The following is a 17,920-nucleotide window of genomic DNA, read 5'->3' on the forward strand; positions in this document are numbered from 1 at the left end:
TCCCGCGTTGCGAGAGTTTAGGCCGGCGCCGTGAAGGCTCCTCACTCGGCGTGGGCATCATCCCTGCCGTCCTGGCGGTGACGCCGCCGAATTGTCCCAATCATGATTGTGGCAACGCCAAGCGATGCGAGGAGAACGGCGGGCCCCTGATGCCCAGCGAGCCAGTTGCCTGCCTCATCGATCTCGCCGCGGACGCGAAGGCCGATCAAGAGGTACGACGCAGAAATCAGGCCGGCGCCAAGAGCGTTCGCCACCAGAAAGTGGCTGAATCGGAGGCGTGACAGAGCGGCACATGTGACGACCGGGGTCGTGGAGTAAAACACGCACAGCACCAGCAGCCACCCCCGCGTCACTCGTCGGCCGACCGCGACAGCCCTGGCTCCTCGCCTACCAGCGAGTTTGACGACTATCCGGGATCCGTGGCTGGCGACGATCCGAAAGACCGTTAGGTCGAACAGCACTCGGCTGGCCACAGCACAGATCCATACTGCGATGAGTTCGTGCTTGCTCGCGTCCGATGAAGCGAGCATCAGGACCTCACCCGATGGCCGTGCCAGCACCAACCAGAGCGAAACGTGCGAAAGGTTGAAGGGAACGGCGATCAGCGCCAGCGCTCGCGCGGCGACCAGTACCCAGTAGGCAACCTCCGTGAGCTTACTCATCCTGTTCGTCGCAATGGTTCGCAAACCGGCACATCCAGAGCCGGCGCGTGTCGTCACCTTGCAGCGGACGGAATCCGAGGCGTCGATAGACAGTGACCAGCCGGCGCTTCTGCGGATCGACGCGAATGACTATCGATTTGGATGCCTCGTCAGCAGATCCCAAGAGCCATCGCATTACGAGCACCGCGTCAGTCACGCTGTCATCATTGCTTCTGCTGGCAAGATCGAAAACCATCAGTCCGTCGCTAGGCAACCTGACATGTGCATAGAGGGCCCGGAGTCGAACTGTGAGTCCGAGGCGACGCACGCCGATCACCAGGGATCCTGACCCCGTGATCCAGTGTGATCGCATCACGGTCGTTGCCCATGCGTATGCCCATGACGCCGCCCATCCTCCCAGAGGGAACCCTTCACGGATAAGCGCCGCTGCCATGCATGCATTCGACCAGCTAACAGGACGGATGTCTGCTGGACACCGTTCAAGGGCGCGCGGGCGACGGGTCAGCACACGCGACCAGTTTCTGTTGGGTGTGACGCAGCCGCCTCGTCGCTGCCTGGGCCAACGGCACCATACCGATGGCTTCAGAGAGGCGCCTGACTTCGGCGAGTCTATCCGCAGCCATTTGGAGACATGCCTCTCTGGCGCCACTGATCACGCTCAGCGCCACCAGATCGTCTTCGTCAACGTCGTTGGAGGGCCAGCCACGCAAGCCCATCGAATGGTAGAGAATGAGGTTGAGTGGTATCGACGAGAGCCCATCGCGGTAATCGACCGTGAGGTCCGCCAGGTCGTCAAGGAGCTGTAGTGAGCCGGCAAACAGCAAGAACGCCGCCTCAGCCTCGTCTACGATGTCGTCTCTGCCAGAGGCCAGCAAGATAGCGTTGAGCGGCATGCACGCGGGCGCAGATTTCATACCCAGGATTGGCAGGTCGTCGCTGCTGATAGCGCGTAGTTGGCGACGCTGGGCGTGCTCGATGAGGACAGCGGACGCATAGTCGTCGTAGAACCGATCATGGACGGCGCGGACATCCAATAGGTCGCCGAAATCGCGCTCCATCCGGGCGAGGTAGGTCGTCATCATGATCTGAGCGGCCGGTAAAGAGGGAGGTGAGACAACTTGTTCGTCCAACATCCGGTCGACCAAAGCGAAGTGACCGTGCCCGACTGCAATCGAGACTGCCAAGCGGAGCAAGCTGTCCTGCGACTCATCGCCGTAAAACGCCGCGAGTGACAGCGGAAAGTAGAAGAAGCCGGTGTCGACCCCGTACAGCCGCACATGGTGCAGGAGCGGAAGGGCGCTGAACACGTCTGTCGCCCGATCCATCAGGCACTTCGCAGCCTCGGCCGAGATGACGGTCGGCGCCACCATCTCGCGAACCAGCGAGAACCAGTCGGTCGCCTGATCAGGCATGCCCATTAACTCTTCTCCCATTAACGATCCGCAACACCGCCTTCGGTATCGCGAGCGAGACGCCGACGATAATCGGCAGCAGCCAGTAGCCGGAGATCGCAGCCGCCGCGAGCAGGAAAGCCGCAGCGTTCAGCAGGAGATGCGGTGGCCGACTCATGAAACGCGTCAGCGCGTCGCTTTGTCCGGGAGGCAGAGCAATGCCGGCGACCTGGCCCTTCGGGCCCAGCCTGCGCGCGAGCGCAAATGGCGCCGTCAACGCCACGAGGGCAGACGGCGTCCCCATCAGATCCCATGCAACCCCGGAAGCCAACAGGCCCCAACAAAGCGTCAGAGAACTGGTGACCTGTGCGTACAGCAGGAATGCACGGTAGCGAGTTGGGAAGGACCATTCCTGCTTATCAACTCTTCGGACGCCAAACCGAGTTGCCACCGTCTGTGCTCCGACCTGCAGATCATGCTCGAGATCCTTCAGATTGCCGGAATACGAGTTGAGAACGACCATCTGAAAGAAGAATGATGCGGCGAGCAAGCCGAAGCCGGCGGTCAGAGTACCGCCGAACCCGACGCAGACAAGGAGCATCGGCGCCGCCATCGTCAGGCCGAACAGATGGTCCATCACGGCTGGATGCACAACCCGCGACGTCTTCTGGAACGCGTTGCCCCATGTGGTGAGAACCAGCAGGCCCAGCAGCCCGATCTTCGCAAGTGCAGTCACCGGGGATGCTGTGAGCGTCGCGGTCAGCAGGATCAACTCGATCGATGCCCAGAAGCCGACCCGCTCCGGCTGTACGCGACCGCTGATCATCGGACTTCGCGTTCGTCCGGCATTGAGCCGGTCCGTGCGATAGTCGGCCAGGTCGTTCACCTTGCAGGAGTACGAATAGAAGAGCAAGGCCCACAGGATGCTCGCCACCACGGATTGCCGGTCGGCACCGGCCCATAATGCGCCGAGCAGGAAAGGGATCGTGTTCGGAAGAGCCACGATCGAACGGCTGATGACCAGATACGCGTGAACCGTCTGGAGCGGCCTCAGTGCCAGCGACCCCACGGTTGGTAGATCGGGTCCGCCAGGACTCGCTGCCATACTTGTCCGACTCTGCTCCGGACGGGACGCCCTCTGATCGTAGCCTGCAAACGTCACCAGCCGTCGACTTCGGCTCGATGTGCCCGAGCCTCACTTGTTTGCTTCACGTCCGACCAGGAGGCGGTCTTCGCGATCGACGGATCCACCGGCTTCAGTCGCGCCACGGCGGTCTCCACCACATCGATTTCCGGCTCGGCAGTCTTCCCAGTCATCTGTTCCCCCAGAATCCTGTGCACGAAAGTCGTTCCAAACTATACGGGCAGGAATGCCGCCTGACTAGATATCACGTCGGACAGGCGGAGATCCAATTATCCAATCGATCCACCTGGGGTCGACGCCGCAGGAGAATCCGCGACGATACTGGTTATGGTTGCACCACCACCTCGCAACGCACTCAAGGTGCTCGACTCGATCTGTCCGTGAATCAACGCTTGGATCACCTCGGACCGTGCGCGGCGACGCTTGTCTGCAGCATGCAACGAGAAGACAACCGGGACGGGCGTACCCAGCAGCCACCAGGCGTTGCCAGTTGTGGCGGTTAGCACTACAACCAGCGCGAAGGCCGGAACCACCAGGTTCGCCCTGAGATCCGCCTCGCTCGCGAGCCGATCGTATGCGTGATACAGGCGCTCCCGGTCCTGGATGTGCAGGCGAGTCACGAGCTGGGGCATCTCGCCGAGAACCTGGCGCACGACCACGTCCGTCTCATCGCCTCCTGCATCTCGCAGAAGATCGTCCGGACCACCGACGTTCACGCTCGGCTCAGCGCCGTTTCCGTTTCTCTGCTCGATCGGAGCAGCGAGAAGGTCCACCTCGCGCCGAAGATCCATGTACGTACCTTCGGTCAGCGAGCGCTGCCTCCAGTAGCGCAAACCAGTGTTGCCACGCGAGGCCCGTCCATATCTGAGCACAACCAGACCCAGCGTCCCCAACGTCCCACCGAACCAGCAATGTTTCTTTGACAACAAGATGAGTGCCCGACCTACCCGAGTAGCGAAGTACGCAGTTGCGGCATTCGACGTCACTACGGCGCCGAGCGTGTAAGCGATGAAGGTCAAGGCCGCCAGCATCGCAGTCGACCCCACCACGTGACCCAACTGATACACGCGGGCAAGAACGCCGACGGCGTCTTGCTCAGTTGGCAGACTGCCGCCAATCAGGAACCAGAAGACGGTCAACCACGCATACCCCACAGCCAACGGGACTCTTAAGTCCCGTAATCCCGGCAGCAGCGACGTGATCATGCGGCCCCCTTACGCGCGTGATTCGTACCGCTACCCGGACCGAATCCATACAATCGTGTGCTTCATGCCCAGCGCATTGCATCCCCTCATATGATGCACCGAATAGCGACTGTCCGGAATATCCCGCCGAGATCAGCGGTAGGCGCTCGTGGTCGTCACCGAGCGCGCCAGCGACTGCGTCCGCAATCCCGAACGATGCTTGCTCGTAATCACGACCCTTGTTCGATAGTCAGTCGGACTTGCTATCGCGCAAAGGAAGGATGTCGATGTCCACAACGGGCCAGCGTGCGTATGTCTGTGTCTCGTGGTGGCGACCGCCGGTATCGTCGGGTCTTCGGCGTGGCCGAATTCCGCTGGCTGCCGGTGGCCGACGTCCGTGCCGGCCTTCTTCCACCGCCAGCGTTGATAATCGCGTGAGCCTGTGCACCCGGGCGGGAGATGAGACTCGCGAGTCGACGGCGAGGAGAGCCTCGACGACTTGGCGGGAGAAGCCGCGGCCACGGAAGTTCGTGTGTGTACGCCGAGCTCGATCACCGCGAAAAGAGGGCCTGAAGCAACGTCTGCAGGAGGCGGATCAGCCTCGACACCGGTCCTCCATCGTCCAGGCGGAGTAGGCGTTCGCGTAGGGCGGCTTGAGCCTCGGGACGAGTTCAAGCGTTTCGGTCCCCGTACAGCGGGTCAAGGTCAGGGTCATGGTCACTCCCTGGCATAAGCCACTGGCAGCCTTAAGCCGGGTACCAATGGTTGGACCGGACGCCAGATCTGCCCCCGTCCCGAGCGATCGGCCAATTGCTCGCAACCATTGGCGGCAGTTCGACAGGACGAAAGCCTCGACCGGACACACCATTCGCGTATGTTCTATCTTCGCCATGGGCGCGCTTAGCCGACCGCCGGCTCCCAGGCCACCAGCTCAGGACGTCTGCCAGTGGCGAGGAACTCGGAGGCCGCCGCACGGGCCTCCTTCAGGGTGATCGCGCTGCCTTTGCCCATGGTCGTCGGCACGCCACCGTAGTCAAATGTAGCTTCCTGTGGCTCGTCGAGCGTGCCAGCTGAGCGGTACTTTGCGGAGCCATCGACGTCGTCGTAGAGCGTCAAGGAACTGAAGGCGGCCCCCAGCCCAATGTTCATTGTGGCGAGCTCGTCCGCGCTGACCAGTTCGACCCAGGTCGGCCGGGGCAGACTTGCGACTCGGTCGAGCAGCTCGTCGAGCTCGGCCTGGCTGCCGATGCGCTGCTGTCTCGTGTCATCGTCGTAGTAGGCCGTCAAGAAGTCGTTCATGCGAGTCCTCTCCCATCACCGATGTAGACCTTATAGCCGCCTGGCCAATAGACCGTCAGCTTGGCACCGGGTGGCAACTGCCACGGCAATGTGTTGTCGCAGCCGTACCGTCCACCGCAGGGACGCTTGTTCACGTACAGGGTCATTTCTCGAGGCATTCCGGCACGGCGCATGAGGGCGGCCGCGTGGCCCTCAGCGTGTTCTCGCGCAGAGTCGAGGCTGGCGGTTCGGCCGCCAAGACCTGGCGCCGTACCTCCGGGTCCCCGCGTCCCGCTAGGCACATGAATCAGGCCTCCACCGTCCGGCCTGGTCAGAATGCCGGATGTCGGCCCGACGTCTCCCAGCCGCTCGGGTAGTCGCCGAAAGATCTGCTCGATGAACGGAGCGGGCTCCGGCTGATCTCCAGCTTCATCACTACCGCCGCTACCCTGCGCCCGATTATCGACGGCGCCCCGCGACGGCGGTCCGTCTTCCTCCGAACTCGTCTCATCACTGGCTCGCCCAATCCTGTCCGGGTTCTTCGCATCCGCTTCGTCGTCATGGTCGTCACGCCGGCGGTCCGCGGAAGGCGTTCTGCCACCTGTTCCTGGAGACCGTCCATCCCTCGAGCCACCGCTTGGCTCGGCGGCTCGAATGCCGCTCACCATCTGCTCCACCCATTGCTTCGCACGAGCCTCAGACTGAGAGAAGTAATGGGCCGCCCCTTCGCGGCGCCTTGCCGCCCCTCGAGCTGCATGGCGGCCATTCGGACGCTCGGGTTGTTACTGGTGCTCCCGATCCACGCCGCGGCTTCGCGGCACTTCCTGGCTCGGTCATGCAGGTAGCCGACCGCCCGCGGTGCCTCGTTCAGGCAGGCGAGCAGCTGTTCGGCGATACGCTGCAGCTCGGAAGGCATGCGCTGCCTCGTCTGGCTAAATCTGGTCGGCGTAGCCGCGACACCCGGCTTCGGCGATCTGCAACGACTGGACAGCCTGGTCAACCGACTTGGCGGCGGCATCCAGCATCGTTGCGATGTCCTGATCAGCCCGCGTCGCTGTGCCGCGAATGAGGGCCTGAACCTGCTGACTGGACTGTTCGAAACGCTGCTTGAACCCAGCCAAATGGCTGCGCCTTGCCTCGACTGGTCAGCCAAGCCGTGCAGCTGCATCTTCATCTGTTCGACTTGGGACATGTACGGCTCCTCACTTGGTTGGACAATCAGCGATCTGCTGAGGTCCGGATTGACAAGCCGCGCAGTGGCACGGCAATGATGTTCCCGATACGGGAGGACGATCAGGCTGACGATTCGACGCAAGAACGCCTTGTTGGACACGGCTCTCGCCTGCGTGGAGCGTGAGATTCCGGTGCGGGCGGCAACGATCGCAGGTACGCGGGACGGCGATTGGATCACCGATGTCGATGCAGCCCGCGTCGTCTGGGATGTCCCCGAGCCGCCGAACTTGTCGGTCACGTCGTGCCCGACCCTGGCGATCTGGCGCCTGCCGCGGATCGCCGGCGCTTACGGCAAGCGGCTGTACGAGCAGGAGCGACCTGGGATCTGGCCGCCGACGATGAAGCTGCCGGACGGCGACTGGATCACCTGCACGCTCCAGCCCGAAGCCAACCTCGGACCGCTGGCTACCGGCGTAGAGTACGTCGAGCCGGGGACACCCGTAGTCATCCCGCCGTCGACGACCACAGGTGGCCGGTTGAGGTGGGACGGGTCGAACTTCCCGCTCCATCCACTGCCGAGCGCCGATGCGGTGCTGTCGAAGGTGCTGCATGCCGGAGTGGAGTACGTCGAGCTGCACGGCCAGCTTGGCTGAGATCTCGCCAGCAGTGCAGCACGACACCATGGCTCAAATCTTCTGGCCAGCGGCCAGGAACAGCGAGCTAGCCACGACCAGCTCGGCACGCGAAGCGCCGCGTCATGCCCGCTTGGTACCGAAGGGCGGCGGCCACCTCGCCGGTGTAATCCGCGATGACGTGCTCACCGAACCAGACGCCGACGCGCCGGGCGGCGGGTCGTGGGACGTCAGCAAGTGCTGCCAGTCGCCCTACCGTCGACAGCCGCTGGAGGATTCGCAATGCGCGTCGCCGCGCATCGCATTGTCGTAGCTTTGGCTCATGAGTCGCCTCGACGACGCGCCGATTCGCTTCACTCTGAACGGGCGGCGCTACGAGCTCTCTCGGGCCCAGGTAGAGGCTCGGCTGGCCGACGCCGCGCCAGAGGTTATCCACAAACACGCTGTTCGCGTCAACAACATCTGGTTCCCGACAGTCCAGGCCCTCGAAGCAGCCGTGGGCGTGCCGCAGTCCGAGTTCATCTCCCATACGGCGCGGCGACATCTGGCTGCCTTTGGGGTTCGAGCTCCGGGGCGTGATTGAGCCGCGCGGATCGGCCACTGACACAGCCGACACCCCAGACATTGGACTAGCTGGTCCAGACAAGCCAACGACGATTGCCCGTCCCGAAGAAGAGTGGCACACCGAGGCCAACGTCCAGGCCGCAGTCGTCACGGCGTTAGCACATAGAGGCTGGCGCATCCTCTCGGTAGCGAACACCGCCGCGCGGGAACATGGCATCGACGTAATCGCGAGGGGGAACCGTGGAACTGTCGGGATCGAGGTGAAGGGCTTTCCCAGTCGCAGCTACGCCGACTCCAGCGCGCCCACGAGATCAAGCGCACGAGCCCAAGCACGCAGGCCGGTCATTGGTTCGCAGCAGCAGTCCTGGCCGCTATGCTGCTCCGCGGCAAGGAGCCCGACTGGCAGAGCGCCATCGCACTCCCCGAGTTCAACGCTACAGAGACTTATGTGGCGAAGTGGCCGCGTCACTCAGCGCCGCGCAGATTGACGTCTGGTGGGTCCACGCGGACGGCAGAGTCGAGCTGTCATGAACTAGCCTCGACGAGCAGTGCAAACCGCGTTCGCAGGTAGCACGACCTGCACAGATGGCAGCGGGTGTCAGCTCACGCCTTCGATCCGCTCGAAGATGTCTGCGTCAGTTTCTTGCTGCCAGGCTGGCAGGTCGTTCCAGTCGGCGACGTAGCTGGGTTTGGGGTCGGGGATGTGACGGTGGATCTGCGCGATCCAGCACAACGCCACAAACCGGCCCTTCTGCTCCCGGCTGAGCTTGCTCGTGTTCCCCTCAGAGACCTCAACGAATGCCCGCACCTGCTCGTACACGGCTGCCGCGCTCTCCCGCTCCCAGTCGGGTGTCTCTTCCCACGGTGCGACGTACCCGGGCTTTGGTTCGCCGGGGTAGTGCTTCGTCACGCCTGCAATCCACGCCTCGCGGAAGATGCGGCCCTGTTCGTTCGACAACAGCGTTGCTCCTTTGGACGGGGGTCTTACAGCGGCGAGCGCTCGACGGACAGGCGTGCCGAAATGTCTTCGCTCAAGCGCAACAGTTGGGCATCGTGCCGGTGGCTGGCGAGTTCCTGGTTCAGACCGGAGAGTTTGCGAGCGATCACGCCCGACCCAGACTGCTCCGTCAGGTCCATGGCGGCGGTTGCGTAGCTCACCGTCTGCTCGACATCTCGGCGCATCACTCCTACGTTTGCCAGGTCCACGAGCACACTACCGCGCCGCCGCAACGACACCGACGTACTCAGCGCTGCTTGCAAGGACCTCTCCGCCAGGTCCGGTTTGCCGAGGAGGGTGTAGCAGGTGCCACGCTGCTCGGGTAGCCGCGAACCGTCGAAGCGCAGCCATCCTCCGGTCTGACTCTCGCTGCCCAATCCTCTGACCTGTTCGGCCCGTCCAAGTGCTCGCTCGCAGGCACTCAAATCACCCAGTCCGGCGGCGGCCTCGGCCTGCACGGCACTCACCCAATAGCGTGTGGAGAGGGCGCTGTCGCCTTTAGCGGCCAGGTCGGCCGCCGAGACCAACATCGGGACCGTGTCCGCGAACTGTTGTTCGTACACGCTGATGAAGGCATGCCGAGTCAAGGCACAGGCCCACATGTCGCGGGCATCCGCCTCGCGGGCAGCCTGTGCAGCCAGGGTGTAGCAGTGGGCTGCCGAGGTGTACTGGTCGTTGTCGAAGAAGACCTCGCCCGCGAGCTGGAATAGGTCGCAAGTCAGCTCGCAGAGGGCTTGGCGCGTAGCTGCTCGGTGTGTCCGTTTCAGCCGGTCGACCAACTGAGCGAGTTGTTGCGTCACCAGTGGATACACAGCCTGCTTGGCAGTTGCCATGGCGAAGATCCGCCACAATTGCTGGTTGAAGTTCGCCAGCTCCGCAACCGAGCCGGCATCCAGAGGTCCGTCGGCGACGAACTCGCTCCGGTCACCGACTATCTCGGCGCCCGCAATGACGGTGCCCGCCAGGCTGAGGAGTCGCAGCAAGCCTCGGCGCGGCAAGTCGGTCTCGGCCAGTCTTCCAGCGACCACCGCCTGGGCGGCCGGCCGCAATCCTGACGGTCCACTGTCGCCTAGGACGGCGTTGAGCTCCGCGCTTGAGACGCCCAGAGCCGCCGCGAGCCGCGGGCGGGCGAACGGCACTGGCACGGTACCGCCAGACTCCCAACGCGCGACCGTCGAGCGGTCCACGCCGAGATGCTCGGCCAACCGCTCCTGGCTGTACCCAGCGGCGCGTCGCCACTCGGCCAAACGGGTTCGCTTGCCTGCCACCGTCGTTTCTTCACCTCCCCAGCGGTTGCCCGGCAGAGTGCCGCGACCGTACGGCGTTCGTCAAGGATGCGCCAGAGATGCCACAAACGTGCGCTGTCGTGTACCCAGCGTAAGCGATGCAATGGGTCTAGGCCGGACTGGTGGTGTCGCTGGACCTTCCACCCGCCGCAGGTTGCCGCCCCTCATCCCGAGTAGGAGTTGAAAGCGCCATGACCGGTATATGGGTCCTCACGCTCGTCGCAGTTGTGCTGTACGGGTTCATGATCCGAGACATCTCGGAGGAGGTGCGTGGCAAGTGACTGCCCTCGTCGACGACCCGCGCCTGCCCGACCGCCGTGTCCGGGTCTGGTTTGGTGAGCACGTCATCGCGGATTACACCGCCGAACCGTCGACTGCCATCCAGTACCAGGCCGCGATGACTCGACGCTTCGCCCGCCTTCGCATCACCATCGAGCCAGTAGCTGTATCGGTGGCTGAAGATGCTGCTGACTCGTGAACGGCCAGCACCGACGGGGCTGGTGGTCCCGACTTTGGGAACGTTTGGTCGCCAGGTTCAGCCGGTGGATGGACGAGGAGCGGTGACCGACTACACCCGCCTCTTGTTGCTTGGCTATGCCCGTCGTGACCTGTACCTGTCGGACCGACACGTCGACGACCTGAAGCGTGAACTCGAAGTATTCGCCCAGCTCGAAGGCTCCGCTATGGGCTCGGTCTACGTCGAAGACCCCGACACCGCTCCGGCTGCGTTCGAGGCGCTGGTGGCCTCGGTCAACCGCTACCAGATCGCGGCAGTGGTCCTGCCAAGTCTGCGGCACCTGGCGCTGGTCGGAAATCCGGCAGAGGTACATGTGCAGTTCGAGCGCGTCACGGGGGCTCGCATCATGCTGCACGAGGTCGCCCCATGAACCGGTGGGATCGGTGTGGAGTCGTCGTTCTCAGCCCCTCACGTGCAGAAGATCGCTACACACCCATCGATCCCGCCACTTGCGGTTCTTGTCCGAGTCCTCCTCTCCCCTGTGGACGGCTCGGCCAAGGACCTCCATTGACCGGCTGGCGCGGGACGCGGAGGCGAGCCCGTCCTGCGCCAGCCGTTCCACCATCCCTACGGCGCCTCGGAGTGAGCCCACCTATGTCCCAAGTCGAACGGACGAAAACGCAGCTGCACGGTCTCGCCGACCAAACGCGGGCCATCCGGAAGACTTCGCGCTCGACTCCGAGGATTCACTCGACGTGCTGCGAGCGGCCGTCAAGGACTTCCTTTACGGCGGCGGCCAGCGCCCCACAGGCGTTGAGTGGCGGGCGTGGCCGAGAACATCGGCTGAGTCCGATCTCGCAACCCCAGATCTGGCAAGTACCTTGCGCTGACTTGCGAGGTACTCGCCAAGACGCTTGGCCACGGGCGGAGGACGCTCGATGATTTGGCCGAGCGCTACCCACAACGCAGTACTCAATCCGGGAGGTCATCGTGGCACTACAGTTCTACGGCAAGGATCCCGACTGCCCAGGCAACAACTGTCCTGCGGTTTTCCGCGACGAGGAGACTGGAGACGTGTACTTCCAGGGTGAGACGGTCGTCGATCCCGCGCTGCTGGCCAGGTTGTGCGAGGACTGCGGGATCTCGGACTCGGAGTCTGTGGTGAAGCTACCCGCCAGGATGGCGGCGATGATTGTGGAGGCGTGCCGTGCCGGAGCCGTCGTTCGATGAACTGCTCGCGAGCAGCACGCGAGATGTGCTGAAGCTGGAGCTTCGCGACCAGTACATGCTGGACGATCCCGCCTTCGCAGCATGGAAGGCGGGTGATCTCGACCAGGCGGTCCGCGAGTACGCCGGCTGGACAGAGATCGCCAGCTCGGCAACAGCACGAGGCGTCGCGTTGAAGCGGGTCCGGGTCGTCAGCGAACCGGTGTCGGAGTACATCGCGTTCGAACATGCCGTGACCTCGCGAGTCAACGTGGTTGCCGGCGAGGCGATTCGCTGGGTACCCCGCGCGCGAATGTCGGCGATCGCCCTGCCTGGCAACGACGTCTGGATCTTCGACAAGGCAACTCTGCAGTTCGGCCTCTTCGGCGGCAATGGGCGATTCGTCGGCAACGAGGTCAGCACGGATCCAGACGCAGTGAAGCTATGTCTCTCGGCGTTCGAGGCCGCCTGGGAGCTTGGGATCGACCACGAGCAGTACTCCGTTACCCTGTAGCGGGATGTCTGCTTCACAATCCTCGAGTGCTCAGAGTGCCCGTCAGGCGCTCGCCGACCGGCTGCGGGATATCAGGCTTGACGCGGGACTGTCCGCGCGAGCCCTGGCCACCGCGGCCGGTTGGCATGAGGCCAAGACCTCGAAGATCGAGCACGGCAAACAGCAGCCTTCAGAGGCTGATCTCCGTATCTGGTGCGCAGTCTGCTCGGCGCCTGAACTGCTGCCGGAGCTCACCTCCGAGCTACGGTCCGTCGACTCAATGTGGCTGGACTGGCGACGCGCCGAACGGTCCGGACTCCGCCACCTCAACGCCTCCGTCCGCGACCTGTACGAACGCACCAAGCAGTACCGCTCCTACTGCCAGACCATGGTGCCCGGTCTCCTGCAGACCGCGGACTACACCAACGCCGTACTCACGTCGATCCGTGACCGCCGACGCGTCGCGATCAACGACATCGACGCGGCACTCGCCGAACGGATGGACCGCCAGCGCATCCTCACCCAACGTCGGCACACCTTCGCGTTCGTACTCGAAGAAGCCGCTCTGCGCTGCCGGCTCGGTGGGCCGGCAGTTCTGGCGCAACAGTTGCGCCACCTGCTCGACGTTATGCAGCTCGCATCGGTGAGCCTCGGTGTGATTCCTGCCGACATAGATCGATCGTCCCGGTGGCCGGTCGAAGACTTCTACATCTTCGACAGCACTCAGGCCAACGTGGAACTGGTGTCGGGCTTCCTGACGATCACCCACCCACGGGAAATCGCCATGTACGCCGAGACCTTCACGGCACTTAGCAAGCTCGCCGTCTACGGATCAACCGCGCGCGCTCTTATCAAAGCCTCGCTTGCAGAACTGCCTGTCTAAGGTCCCTTCCGCTTCAGAGGACGCAAGCAAGTTCGAGCAAGTTCATCGAGGCATTCGCCGCCCAACTTCTACGGTCAGAGCGTGACCATCGGGAACAGCTCTCCGGCCGACTGGACCGATCGATACGACAGCGTGACCCCGCCGCCGGCGGATCAGTTGCAGAGCAGGGTCTGCGTATGGCTCGACGCTCACTTGATCGCCGAGTGGACCGGCCCGAGCTTGAAAGCCGACGACTACGCGTGCCTTCTCGCGAGCCAGTTCCCAAGCCTCCGCGTGACCCGTGAACTCGCACTCGACACGGCTGTGGGCCACTGATGCGTCGGTTCGAGCTACTCAGCAAGCGCGATCCGTCCGGCGGTATCGGAACCGGGATTGTTGCCATTGGCGTCGAGTTTCCGATCGACGAGAAACGCAATGCATGGGTTGCGTTCAAGTGGCTCGGCGCAGATCCAGGCGTCGCGTTCTGGCCATGCCTTGGCGATCTTCTCGAGGTTCATAGTCACGTCGGCGCGGCCGGGGTCGTCTGGCTCGACCCCAACGAGGCCGACCAAGCCGAGGAGTCCAGCGCGGAAACCGCCCAATGCCCCCAACCCCACGGCGCGTCCATGGAAGCCGGCAAACGTCACACCTAGACAGCGCGGCCGGCGTGCTGGCAGATCCCCTGAGCCCGCGCCGGTCGCGCCCACCAACAACCAACGAGGGCGCTCCATTCCAAGGAGGAATTCGTGAGGCAGATGTCGGCCGATGCGGGTCAGTGGGCCATGATGGTTCCCACTGGAGGTGTCTTTGATGGTTCGCAGGACAAACAGGCTGCTCATGGCGGCACGCGTGTACGTCGAGCGTGGAATCGCCGTCATGCCAGCATCGCCCATGGTGCCCGACCCAGCTGGTACCAGTTGGCGTACAACGTGGATGTGCGGCTGCGGCGACCGGTACTGCGAGACTCCTGGCGCCCACCCACTGAAAACAGAGCCGCTGACTCAGCTGAAGCAGGTATCGGCCGCCTACGACGTAGCCGCCCCTCCGAACCTCCTGATCGCGTCGGGACCGGAGGTCGCTATCTGGCGAGTTCCACTCGCGCCCGGCTCCTACGCAATGCGTCGACTCGAGCAGCAACGCCTGACGATCTGGCCGCCAGTCATGCGGCTACCGGACCAGGGCTGGATCTTCTGCACGGCACCGACCAAACAGCGCGTTGCGCTCGCCGACGTCGACCTGGTCAGCGAGGATTCGCCGGTCCTGGCGCCACCGTCACGAGGACCGAATGGCCGAAGGCTGCGATGGCTCTGGAGCCCGCGCTTTCCTGCCGTCCCGCTGCCGGAGGCAGAGCCAGTGCTCGCTGCCCTCGCCATCGGCTCCATGGACGAGCTCCGGGTAGCTGGGGCGGCCGATGAGCACCCCGACGTGGCTTCCGGGCCGACTGAGCCAGCCAACACCGGCCGCTGACGCTCGGCACGATCGATTCCCTCCGCCGACCGTTGGCGGCTGGTGCGAAGACGCGCGCGACGACCCGATCACAGGTCTGGTCGCCTGGCCCGGCTTCTTCACCCGTCTACCTGGCCTGATCGCCGACGCCATCGGGCACGGCGACAATGTCGGCCTGGCGATCGGCGATGTCGACAATCTCAAGGACTATGTCGAAGGCGCCAAGGCCGTCGATGCCCAGTCCTTCGGCCATCTGGCCGGCAACGCCTTCATGGGCCGCCTAGGCACCCTGGCCCGGAACTGGCTCTGGCGCTCGAGCATCGGACAAAGCTGCCTGGCCACCTTCGGGGGCGACGAGATCGTTCTCCTCGCGACGACAACGGATGAGCAATCATTCCTCTCCCACATCGGAGGCTTGCGCGACCAACTGTGCGCGGGCCTACCACGGACCGTTTCGTTCGGCGCAGGCGTGGTATCACCAACCGATCTACCCACGACCGTGGTCGGAGACCACTGGTGGCGCGAGTTCACGGTCCACACAATCGGGGCGATCGAGCACACCCTCTTCGACCACAAGCACGCCCGCACGGCAGGAGCCGCAATCGCACAAGGCTTTGTCGCGCACGCATCCCTCGACCCGAGTCGCTGACGCCCATGGACCAGCCAGGACCCGGCCGCAACGCCCGCGGATCGACTGCCGGGCAGAGAGCGCGCCGCAGGCGGATCCACACGGCCGGCAACTGCTATTCGCTGACCTGCAACTGTGAACCCGCTGACCGCAAGCAAGCAGCCAAAAGACCACGCGCCTACGCCTACATGTGCGGGCCTCTCCTCATCTGCCAACCGGAGGTAACTCGCACCAGACAGCTCCTGACAGCCTATGCAGCCAGCGCAGGCCTCGAACTCGCCGCGATATTCGTTGAGGAAGACTGGCTGTGCCTATCGGCGTTCGAACGCCTCCTCCAAGCAACCATCCGCGACAAGGTCGAGATCATCCTCCTACCGAGCATGCTGCATTTCTCGGTCCTCGGCTCACCCCGCTCGATCAAGCCGTCGTTCGAAGCAGTCACCGGCGCTCGCGTTGTCACGATGCCCTGACACCACGTTCCATGGCTGACTGGCGAGGAGAGGTATGGCGGAAGCCTCTGGATGTCACAATCGGCGGTGCGCAGCGCAGCTGGCCAACCGCTGATCGAAAACGGAGTAATCGTGACCGATGACGCTACCGACCGGGACGCAGCAGGAGTCGCTGCCTTCGCCTACGAGATGGGTGTGCTCAAGCGGCTCCGGCGGGCGGGATGGTGGCATGTCGGCGTCCGCGACCCCGAGTCCGTCGCAGAGCACAGCCTGCGCGTTGCGCAACTTGCGGCACTGATTGCCAGCGAGGAGGGCGGCGATCCGGCACGGGCGGCGTACCTCGGCATGTGGCACGACTCGCAGGAGACCCGCATCGGCGACATTCCGCACAGTGCCAAGCCGTACATGGATGTCGCTAGCAACGAACGCATCACCGAGGACCAGGTAGCCGTCCTTCCGGAGGCGGCCGCCAAGAGCATCAGGGAAGCCGTCACCGAGTACGAGGCCGCCGAGACGATCGAGGCTCGCTGCGCGAAAGACGCCGATCGTCTCGAATGCCTCATGCAGGCCGTCGAGTACGGCGAAGCCGGCTACAAGCGGGTTACAGGCTGGATCGAGTCGTCCCGCGCTCGCATCCAAACCGACTTCGGTCGCCGCCTTGCCGAAGCAGCTCTTCATACCTCACCACTCGCCTGGCGCGACCGCTGACAGTCCTCATTCATGGGCAGCTGACCGCGAACTGACTGCGAGCCTGAGGACGGTTGGAACAACTATCTCGTCGGCTCACCAGTAGCGATCGGCACGAATCCGCAGAGGCCGACGACTTGCGCGATCAAATCGAGGTCTTCAACTCCGAGGCGGTCTCGCTGCTGGCGCTACCGAGCGCTCGGCGACTGGGCGTCATCCCAGGCGTCGAGGAGTTCAGCCTCCCGTTCGCGCCCCATCCCCAGCTGGCCTTGCCGTGGATGGTCGATGAGCCCGTCGCGGTCAAGCGCCTCCTTGAAGTCGTGCAGCGTGTCGCGGAGTGGTCTGCAGACGAATCCCTCCTCGGCGGCGCGTCGGCCGTCCACTTGCCAGGTGCCTCGAGGCACCCGCCATAGCGGGATCTCCGTCCACTGCCGGACGGCCTGCTCATCCAGCCATCTGGGATCTACCCCAAACCGGATGAGCACGGTGTCCGGTCAGTGCCAGGCAGACGTCGATCATGGAGCCGTACGTCGAGTGGCCGATCGGGGCGACGAGGTTGAAGACACCGTCCTGCTTCGCCTCGACCGAGTCGAGGAGGAACGTTGACACGTCGCGTACGTCGACTGGCTGAATGGGCTGCTCAGGAGGCGCAGGGAGCAGCCACCGACCACCGCGCGAAGCTCGTGCCAGCAACTTGAGTCCGCGGCCGACGTACTCACCCGGCCCCAGGATGACTCCCGGCCGCACAATCAAGCTGCGCATGCCCCCTTCCATCGCCGCTGCCTCGCAGCCCGCCTTCAGCGTGCCGTACTGGCCGCCGATCGTGAGACCGGCCAGCTCGGGAGAATCTTCGGTATAGGTCGGCGACGATGGCCAGAGCGCCGAATCCTCGCTGACAGAAACAGCCGGCCAATCGAGATAGGCACTCACGGTCGAGATGAGCACGTACTGCTCGACGTGCTGTCCGAGCACTGCCGTCACCCGAGTGACGTCGACGGGTTCATAGGCACTGGTGTCGATGAGCGCGTCCCACGGGCCAGACTCGGCCAAGCGCTGGAGGTCCGCTTCGTTCCGACGATCTCCGAGAACGTGTGTCGCGCCAGCCGGCGGCAGACCATTCTTGCCACGGGAGAAAGCCGTGACTTCCCATCCCCAAGCCAAGGCGTCCACGATCAGCGTTCGCCCCAGGAACCAACTGCCACCAAGGATAAGAAGTCGCATGAGCCAATCCTGCCCCGTGACGGCGTGCCGGGCTGGCGCCACGAAGTTGCACCGCCCCATCAAGTTATCCGCCATGCCAGATACGGCTGGCCGTAATGAGGCGACACTGACCGAGCAACACATGCTGACCCGCGTAGCAACCATCGCCGTCAGGCACGGA

Annotated in this window: 26 protein-coding genes; 14 read left to right on the forward strand and 12 right to left on the reverse strand. The window is 64.0% G+C overall.

Annotated elements, in window-relative coordinates:
* Nucleotides 1–41: 41 nt before the first annotated feature.
* The 8 genes from ACWEOO_RS06725 to ACWEOO_RS06760 form a co-directional block, all read right to left on the reverse strand.
* Entirely contained in the window at nucleotides 42–662 is a 621-nt protein-coding gene (locus tag ACWEOO_RS06725) for a DedA family protein (RefSeq protein ID WP_452142153.1), read from the reverse strand.
* Entirely contained in the window at nucleotides 655–897 is a 243-nt protein-coding gene (locus ACWEOO_RS06730) for a hypothetical protein (protein ID WP_452142154.1), read from the reverse strand. The genes ACWEOO_RS06725 and ACWEOO_RS06730 overlap by 8 nt, the downstream gene beginning before the upstream one ends.
* 244 nt (nucleotides 898–1,141) lie before the next feature.
* A complete protein-coding gene (locus tag ACWEOO_RS06735; RefSeq protein ID WP_452142155.1) occupies nucleotides 1,142–2,074 on the reverse strand; it encodes a hypothetical protein in 933 nt (310 codons plus the stop codon).
* Nucleotides 2,067–3,122, reverse strand: a complete 1,056-nt coding sequence (locus ACWEOO_RS06740) for a UbiA family prenyltransferase (RefSeq protein ID WP_452142156.1) — start codon at nucleotides 3,120–3,122, stop codon at nucleotides 2,067–2,069. Before ACWEOO_RS06740 ends, ACWEOO_RS06735 begins: the two co-directional genes overlap by 8 nt.
* An 89-nt stretch (nucleotides 3,123–3,211) precedes the next feature.
* On the reverse strand, nucleotides 3,212–3,370 hold the full coding sequence (locus ACWEOO_RS06745) for a hypothetical protein (protein WP_452142157.1): 159 nt from the start codon (nucleotides 3,368–3,370) through the stop codon (nucleotides 3,212–3,214).
* A 96-nt stretch (nucleotides 3,371–3,466) separates the two neighbouring features.
* Nucleotides 3,467–4,402: a hypothetical protein gene (locus tag ACWEOO_RS06750; protein WP_452142158.1), complete on the reverse strand. Its 936-nt coding sequence runs from the start codon at nucleotides 4,400–4,402 to the stop codon at nucleotides 3,467–3,469.
* 879 nt (nucleotides 4,403–5,281) lie between these two features.
* A complete protein-coding gene (locus tag ACWEOO_RS06755) occupies nucleotides 5,282–5,680 on the reverse strand; it encodes an Imm1 family immunity protein (RefSeq protein ID WP_452142159.1) in 399 nt (132 codons plus the stop codon).
* Complete coding sequence (locus ACWEOO_RS06760; protein ID WP_452142342.1) at nucleotides 5,677–6,327, reverse strand: DddA-like double-stranded DNA deaminase toxin; 651 nt, start codon at nucleotides 6,325–6,327, stop codon at nucleotides 5,677–5,679. The genes ACWEOO_RS06755 and ACWEOO_RS06760 overlap by 4 nt, the downstream gene beginning before the upstream one ends.
* Before the next feature lie 246 nt (nucleotides 6,328–6,573).
* Between ACWEOO_RS06760 and ACWEOO_RS06765 the strand changes: the two genes are divergently transcribed.
* The 3 genes from ACWEOO_RS06765 (at nucleotide 6,574) to ACWEOO_RS06775 (ending at nucleotide 8,047) form a co-directional block, all read left to right on the forward strand.
* A complete protein-coding gene (locus ACWEOO_RS06765; protein ID WP_452142160.1) occupies nucleotides 6,574–6,930 on the forward strand; it encodes a hypothetical protein in 357 nt (118 codons plus the stop codon).
* Between the two features lie 54 nt (nucleotides 6,931–6,984).
* A complete protein-coding gene (locus tag ACWEOO_RS06770) occupies nucleotides 6,985–7,485 on the forward strand; it encodes a hypothetical protein (protein ID WP_452142161.1) in 501 nt (166 codons plus the stop codon).
* Nucleotides 7,486–7,786: 301 nt separating this feature from the next.
* Nucleotides 7,787–8,047 (forward strand): hypothetical protein, encoded by a 261-nt coding sequence (locus ACWEOO_RS06775; protein WP_452142162.1) that lies wholly within the window; start codon nucleotides 7,787–7,789, stop codon nucleotides 8,045–8,047.
* 579 nt (nucleotides 8,048–8,626) lie between these two features.
* On the opposite strand, the gene ACWEOO_RS06780 is transcribed toward ACWEOO_RS06775, so the two are convergent.
* Together ACWEOO_RS06780 and ACWEOO_RS06785 are read right to left on the reverse strand one after the other, a co-directional pair.
* Nucleotides 8,627–8,986, reverse strand: a complete 360-nt coding sequence (locus ACWEOO_RS06780) for a hypothetical protein (RefSeq protein WP_452142163.1) — start codon at nucleotides 8,984–8,986, stop codon at nucleotides 8,627–8,629.
* A gap of 26 nt (nucleotides 8,987–9,012) precedes the next feature.
* Nucleotides 9,013–10,293: a helix-turn-helix domain-containing protein gene (locus tag ACWEOO_RS06785; protein ID WP_452142164.1), complete on the reverse strand. Its 1,281-nt coding sequence runs from the start codon at nucleotides 10,291–10,293 to the stop codon at nucleotides 9,013–9,015.
* Nucleotides 10,294–10,588: 295 nt separating this feature from the next.
* Between ACWEOO_RS06785 and ACWEOO_RS06790 the strand changes: the two genes are divergently transcribed.
* The 7 genes from ACWEOO_RS06790 (at nucleotide 10,589) to ACWEOO_RS06820 (ending at nucleotide 13,665) form a co-directional block, all read left to right on the forward strand.
* Nucleotides 10,589–10,789: a hypothetical protein gene (locus ACWEOO_RS06790; protein ID WP_452142165.1), complete on the forward strand. Its 201-nt coding sequence runs from the start codon at nucleotides 10,589–10,591 to the stop codon at nucleotides 10,787–10,789.
* An 82-nt stretch (nucleotides 10,790–10,871) separates the two neighbouring features.
* Nucleotides 10,872–11,198 carry a hypothetical protein gene (locus ACWEOO_RS06795; RefSeq protein ID WP_452142166.1) on the forward strand — a complete coding sequence of 109 codons (327 nt, stop codon included), beginning with the start codon at nucleotides 10,872–10,874 and terminating at the stop codon, nucleotides 11,196–11,198.
* Complete coding sequence (locus tag ACWEOO_RS06800) at nucleotides 11,140–11,658, forward strand: Imm1 family immunity protein (RefSeq protein WP_452142167.1); 519 nt, start codon at nucleotides 11,140–11,142, stop codon at nucleotides 11,656–11,658. Before ACWEOO_RS06795 ends, ACWEOO_RS06800 begins: the two co-directional genes overlap by 59 nt.
* Before the next feature lie 100 nt (nucleotides 11,659–11,758).
* Nucleotides 11,759–11,998: a hypothetical protein gene (locus ACWEOO_RS06805; protein WP_452142168.1), complete on the forward strand. Its 240-nt coding sequence runs from the start codon at nucleotides 11,759–11,761 to the stop codon at nucleotides 11,996–11,998.
* Nucleotides 11,976–12,488, forward strand: coding sequence for a DUF6879 family protein (locus ACWEOO_RS06810; protein ID WP_452142169.1), 513 nt, complete (start codon nucleotides 11,976–11,978; stop codon nucleotides 12,486–12,488). Before ACWEOO_RS06805 ends, ACWEOO_RS06810 begins: the two co-directional genes overlap by 23 nt.
* 4 nt (nucleotides 12,489–12,492) lie before the next feature.
* Complete coding sequence (locus ACWEOO_RS06815; RefSeq protein ID WP_452142170.1) at nucleotides 12,493–13,350, forward strand: helix-turn-helix domain-containing protein; 858 nt, start codon at nucleotides 12,493–12,495, stop codon at nucleotides 13,348–13,350.
* Nucleotides 13,351–13,431: 81 nt separating this feature from the next.
* Nucleotides 13,432–13,665: a hypothetical protein gene (locus tag ACWEOO_RS06820; protein WP_452142171.1), complete on the forward strand. Its 234-nt coding sequence runs from the start codon at nucleotides 13,432–13,434 to the stop codon at nucleotides 13,663–13,665.
* A 14-nt stretch (nucleotides 13,666–13,679) separates the two neighbouring features.
* Here ACWEOO_RS06820 and ACWEOO_RS06825 read toward each other — a convergent pair whose 3' ends face one another.
* Nucleotides 13,680–14,222, reverse strand: coding sequence for a hypothetical protein (locus tag ACWEOO_RS06825; RefSeq protein WP_452142349.1), 543 nt, complete (start codon nucleotides 14,220–14,222; stop codon nucleotides 13,680–13,682).
* On the opposite strand from ACWEOO_RS06825, the gene ACWEOO_RS06830 reads away from it, so the two are divergent.
* From ACWEOO_RS06830 to ACWEOO_RS06845, 4 genes are all read left to right on the forward strand, one after another.
* A complete protein-coding gene (locus tag ACWEOO_RS06830) occupies nucleotides 14,221–14,796 on the forward strand; it encodes a hypothetical protein (protein WP_452142343.1) in 576 nt (191 codons plus the stop codon). The two genes, ACWEOO_RS06825 and ACWEOO_RS06830, sit on opposite strands and share 2 nt — an antisense overlap.
* Nucleotides 14,741–15,424 carry a diguanylate cyclase domain-containing protein gene (locus tag ACWEOO_RS06835; RefSeq protein WP_452142172.1) on the forward strand — a complete coding sequence of 228 codons (684 nt, stop codon included), beginning with the start codon at nucleotides 14,741–14,743 and terminating at the stop codon, nucleotides 15,422–15,424. Before ACWEOO_RS06830 ends, ACWEOO_RS06835 begins: the two co-directional genes overlap by 56 nt.
* A gap of 5 nt (nucleotides 15,425–15,429) precedes the next feature.
* Nucleotides 15,430–15,873: a hypothetical protein gene (locus tag ACWEOO_RS06840; protein ID WP_452142173.1), complete on the forward strand. Its 444-nt coding sequence runs from the start codon at nucleotides 15,430–15,432 to the stop codon at nucleotides 15,871–15,873.
* Between the two features lie 111 nt (nucleotides 15,874–15,984).
* Nucleotides 15,985–16,560 carry an HD domain-containing protein gene (locus ACWEOO_RS06845; protein WP_452142174.1) on the forward strand — a complete coding sequence of 192 codons (576 nt, stop codon included), beginning with the start codon at nucleotides 15,985–15,987 and terminating at the stop codon, nucleotides 16,558–16,560.
* A gap of 423 nt (nucleotides 16,561–16,983) precedes the next feature.
* Here ACWEOO_RS06845 and ACWEOO_RS06850 read toward each other — a convergent pair whose 3' ends face one another.
* On the reverse strand, nucleotides 16,984–17,760 hold the full coding sequence (locus ACWEOO_RS06850) for an NAD-dependent epimerase/dehydratase family protein (protein ID WP_452142175.1): 777 nt from the start codon (nucleotides 17,758–17,760) through the stop codon (nucleotides 16,984–16,986).
* Nucleotides 17,761–17,920: the final 160 nt, after the last annotated feature.

This window comes from Kribbella sp. NPDC004138, from assembly GCF_053603655.1.

What these genes read in the sequence shown, in the direction of transcription:
- ACWEOO_RS06725 (WP_452142153.1), bottom strand. Translation starts at nt 662, where the DNA reads ATGAGTAAGCTCACGGAGGTTGCCTACTGGGTACTGGTCGCCGCGCGA.
- ACWEOO_RS06730 (WP_452142154.1), bottom strand. Translation starts at nt 897, where the DNA reads ATGGTTTTCGATCTTGCCAGCAGAAGCAATGATGACAGCGTGACTGAC.
- ACWEOO_RS06735 (WP_452142155.1), bottom strand. Translation starts at nt 2,074, where the DNA reads ATGCCTGATCAGGCGACCGACTGGTTCTCGCTGGTTCGCGAGATGGTG.
- ACWEOO_RS06745 (WP_452142157.1), bottom strand. Translation starts at nt 3,370, where the DNA reads ATGACTGGGAAGACTGCCGAGCCGGAAATCGATGTGGTGGAGACCGCC.
- ACWEOO_RS06750 (WP_452142158.1), bottom strand. Translation starts at nt 4,402, where the DNA reads ATGATCACGTCGCTGCTGCCGGGATTACGGGACTTAAGAGTCCCGTTG.
- ACWEOO_RS06755 (WP_452142159.1), bottom strand. Translation starts at nt 5,680, where the DNA reads ATGAACGACTTCTTGACGGCCTACTACGACGATGACACGAGACAGCAG.
- ACWEOO_RS06760 (WP_452142342.1), bottom strand. Translation starts at nt 6,327, where the DNA reads ATGGTGAGCGGCATTCGAGCCGCCGAGCCAAGCGGTGGCTCGAGGGAT.
- ACWEOO_RS06765 (WP_452142160.1), top strand. Translation starts at nt 6,574, where the DNA reads ATGCGCTGCCTCGTCTGGCTAAATCTGGTCGGCGTAGCCGCGACACCC.
- ACWEOO_RS06775 (WP_452142162.1), top strand. Translation starts at nt 7,787, where the DNA reads ATGAGTCGCCTCGACGACGCGCCGATTCGCTTCACTCTGAACGGGCGG.
- ACWEOO_RS06800 (WP_452142167.1), top strand. Translation starts at nt 11,140, where the DNA reads ATGTGCAGTTCGAGCGCGTCACGGGGGCTCGCATCATGCTGCACGAGG.
- ACWEOO_RS06815 (WP_452142170.1), top strand. Translation starts at nt 12,493, where the DNA reads ATGTCTGCTTCACAATCCTCGAGTGCTCAGAGTGCCCGTCAGGCGCTC.
- ACWEOO_RS06830 (WP_452142343.1), top strand. Translation starts at nt 14,221, where the DNA reads ATGGTGCCCGACCCAGCTGGTACCAGTTGGCGTACAACGTGGATGTGC.
- ACWEOO_RS06825 (WP_452142349.1), bottom strand. Translation starts at nt 14,222, where the DNA reads ATGGGCGATGCTGGCATGACGGCGATTCCACGCTCGACGTACACGCGT.
- ACWEOO_RS06835 (WP_452142172.1), top strand. Translation starts at nt 14,741, where the DNA reads ATGAGCACCCCGACGTGGCTTCCGGGCCGACTGAGCCAGCCAACACCG.
- ACWEOO_RS06840 (WP_452142173.1), top strand. Translation starts at nt 15,430, where the DNA reads ATGGACCAGCCAGGACCCGGCCGCAACGCCCGCGGATCGACTGCCGGG.
- ACWEOO_RS06850 (WP_452142175.1), bottom strand. Translation starts at nt 17,760, where the DNA reads ATGCGACTTCTTATCCTTGGTGGCAGTTGGTTCCTGGGGCGAACGCTG.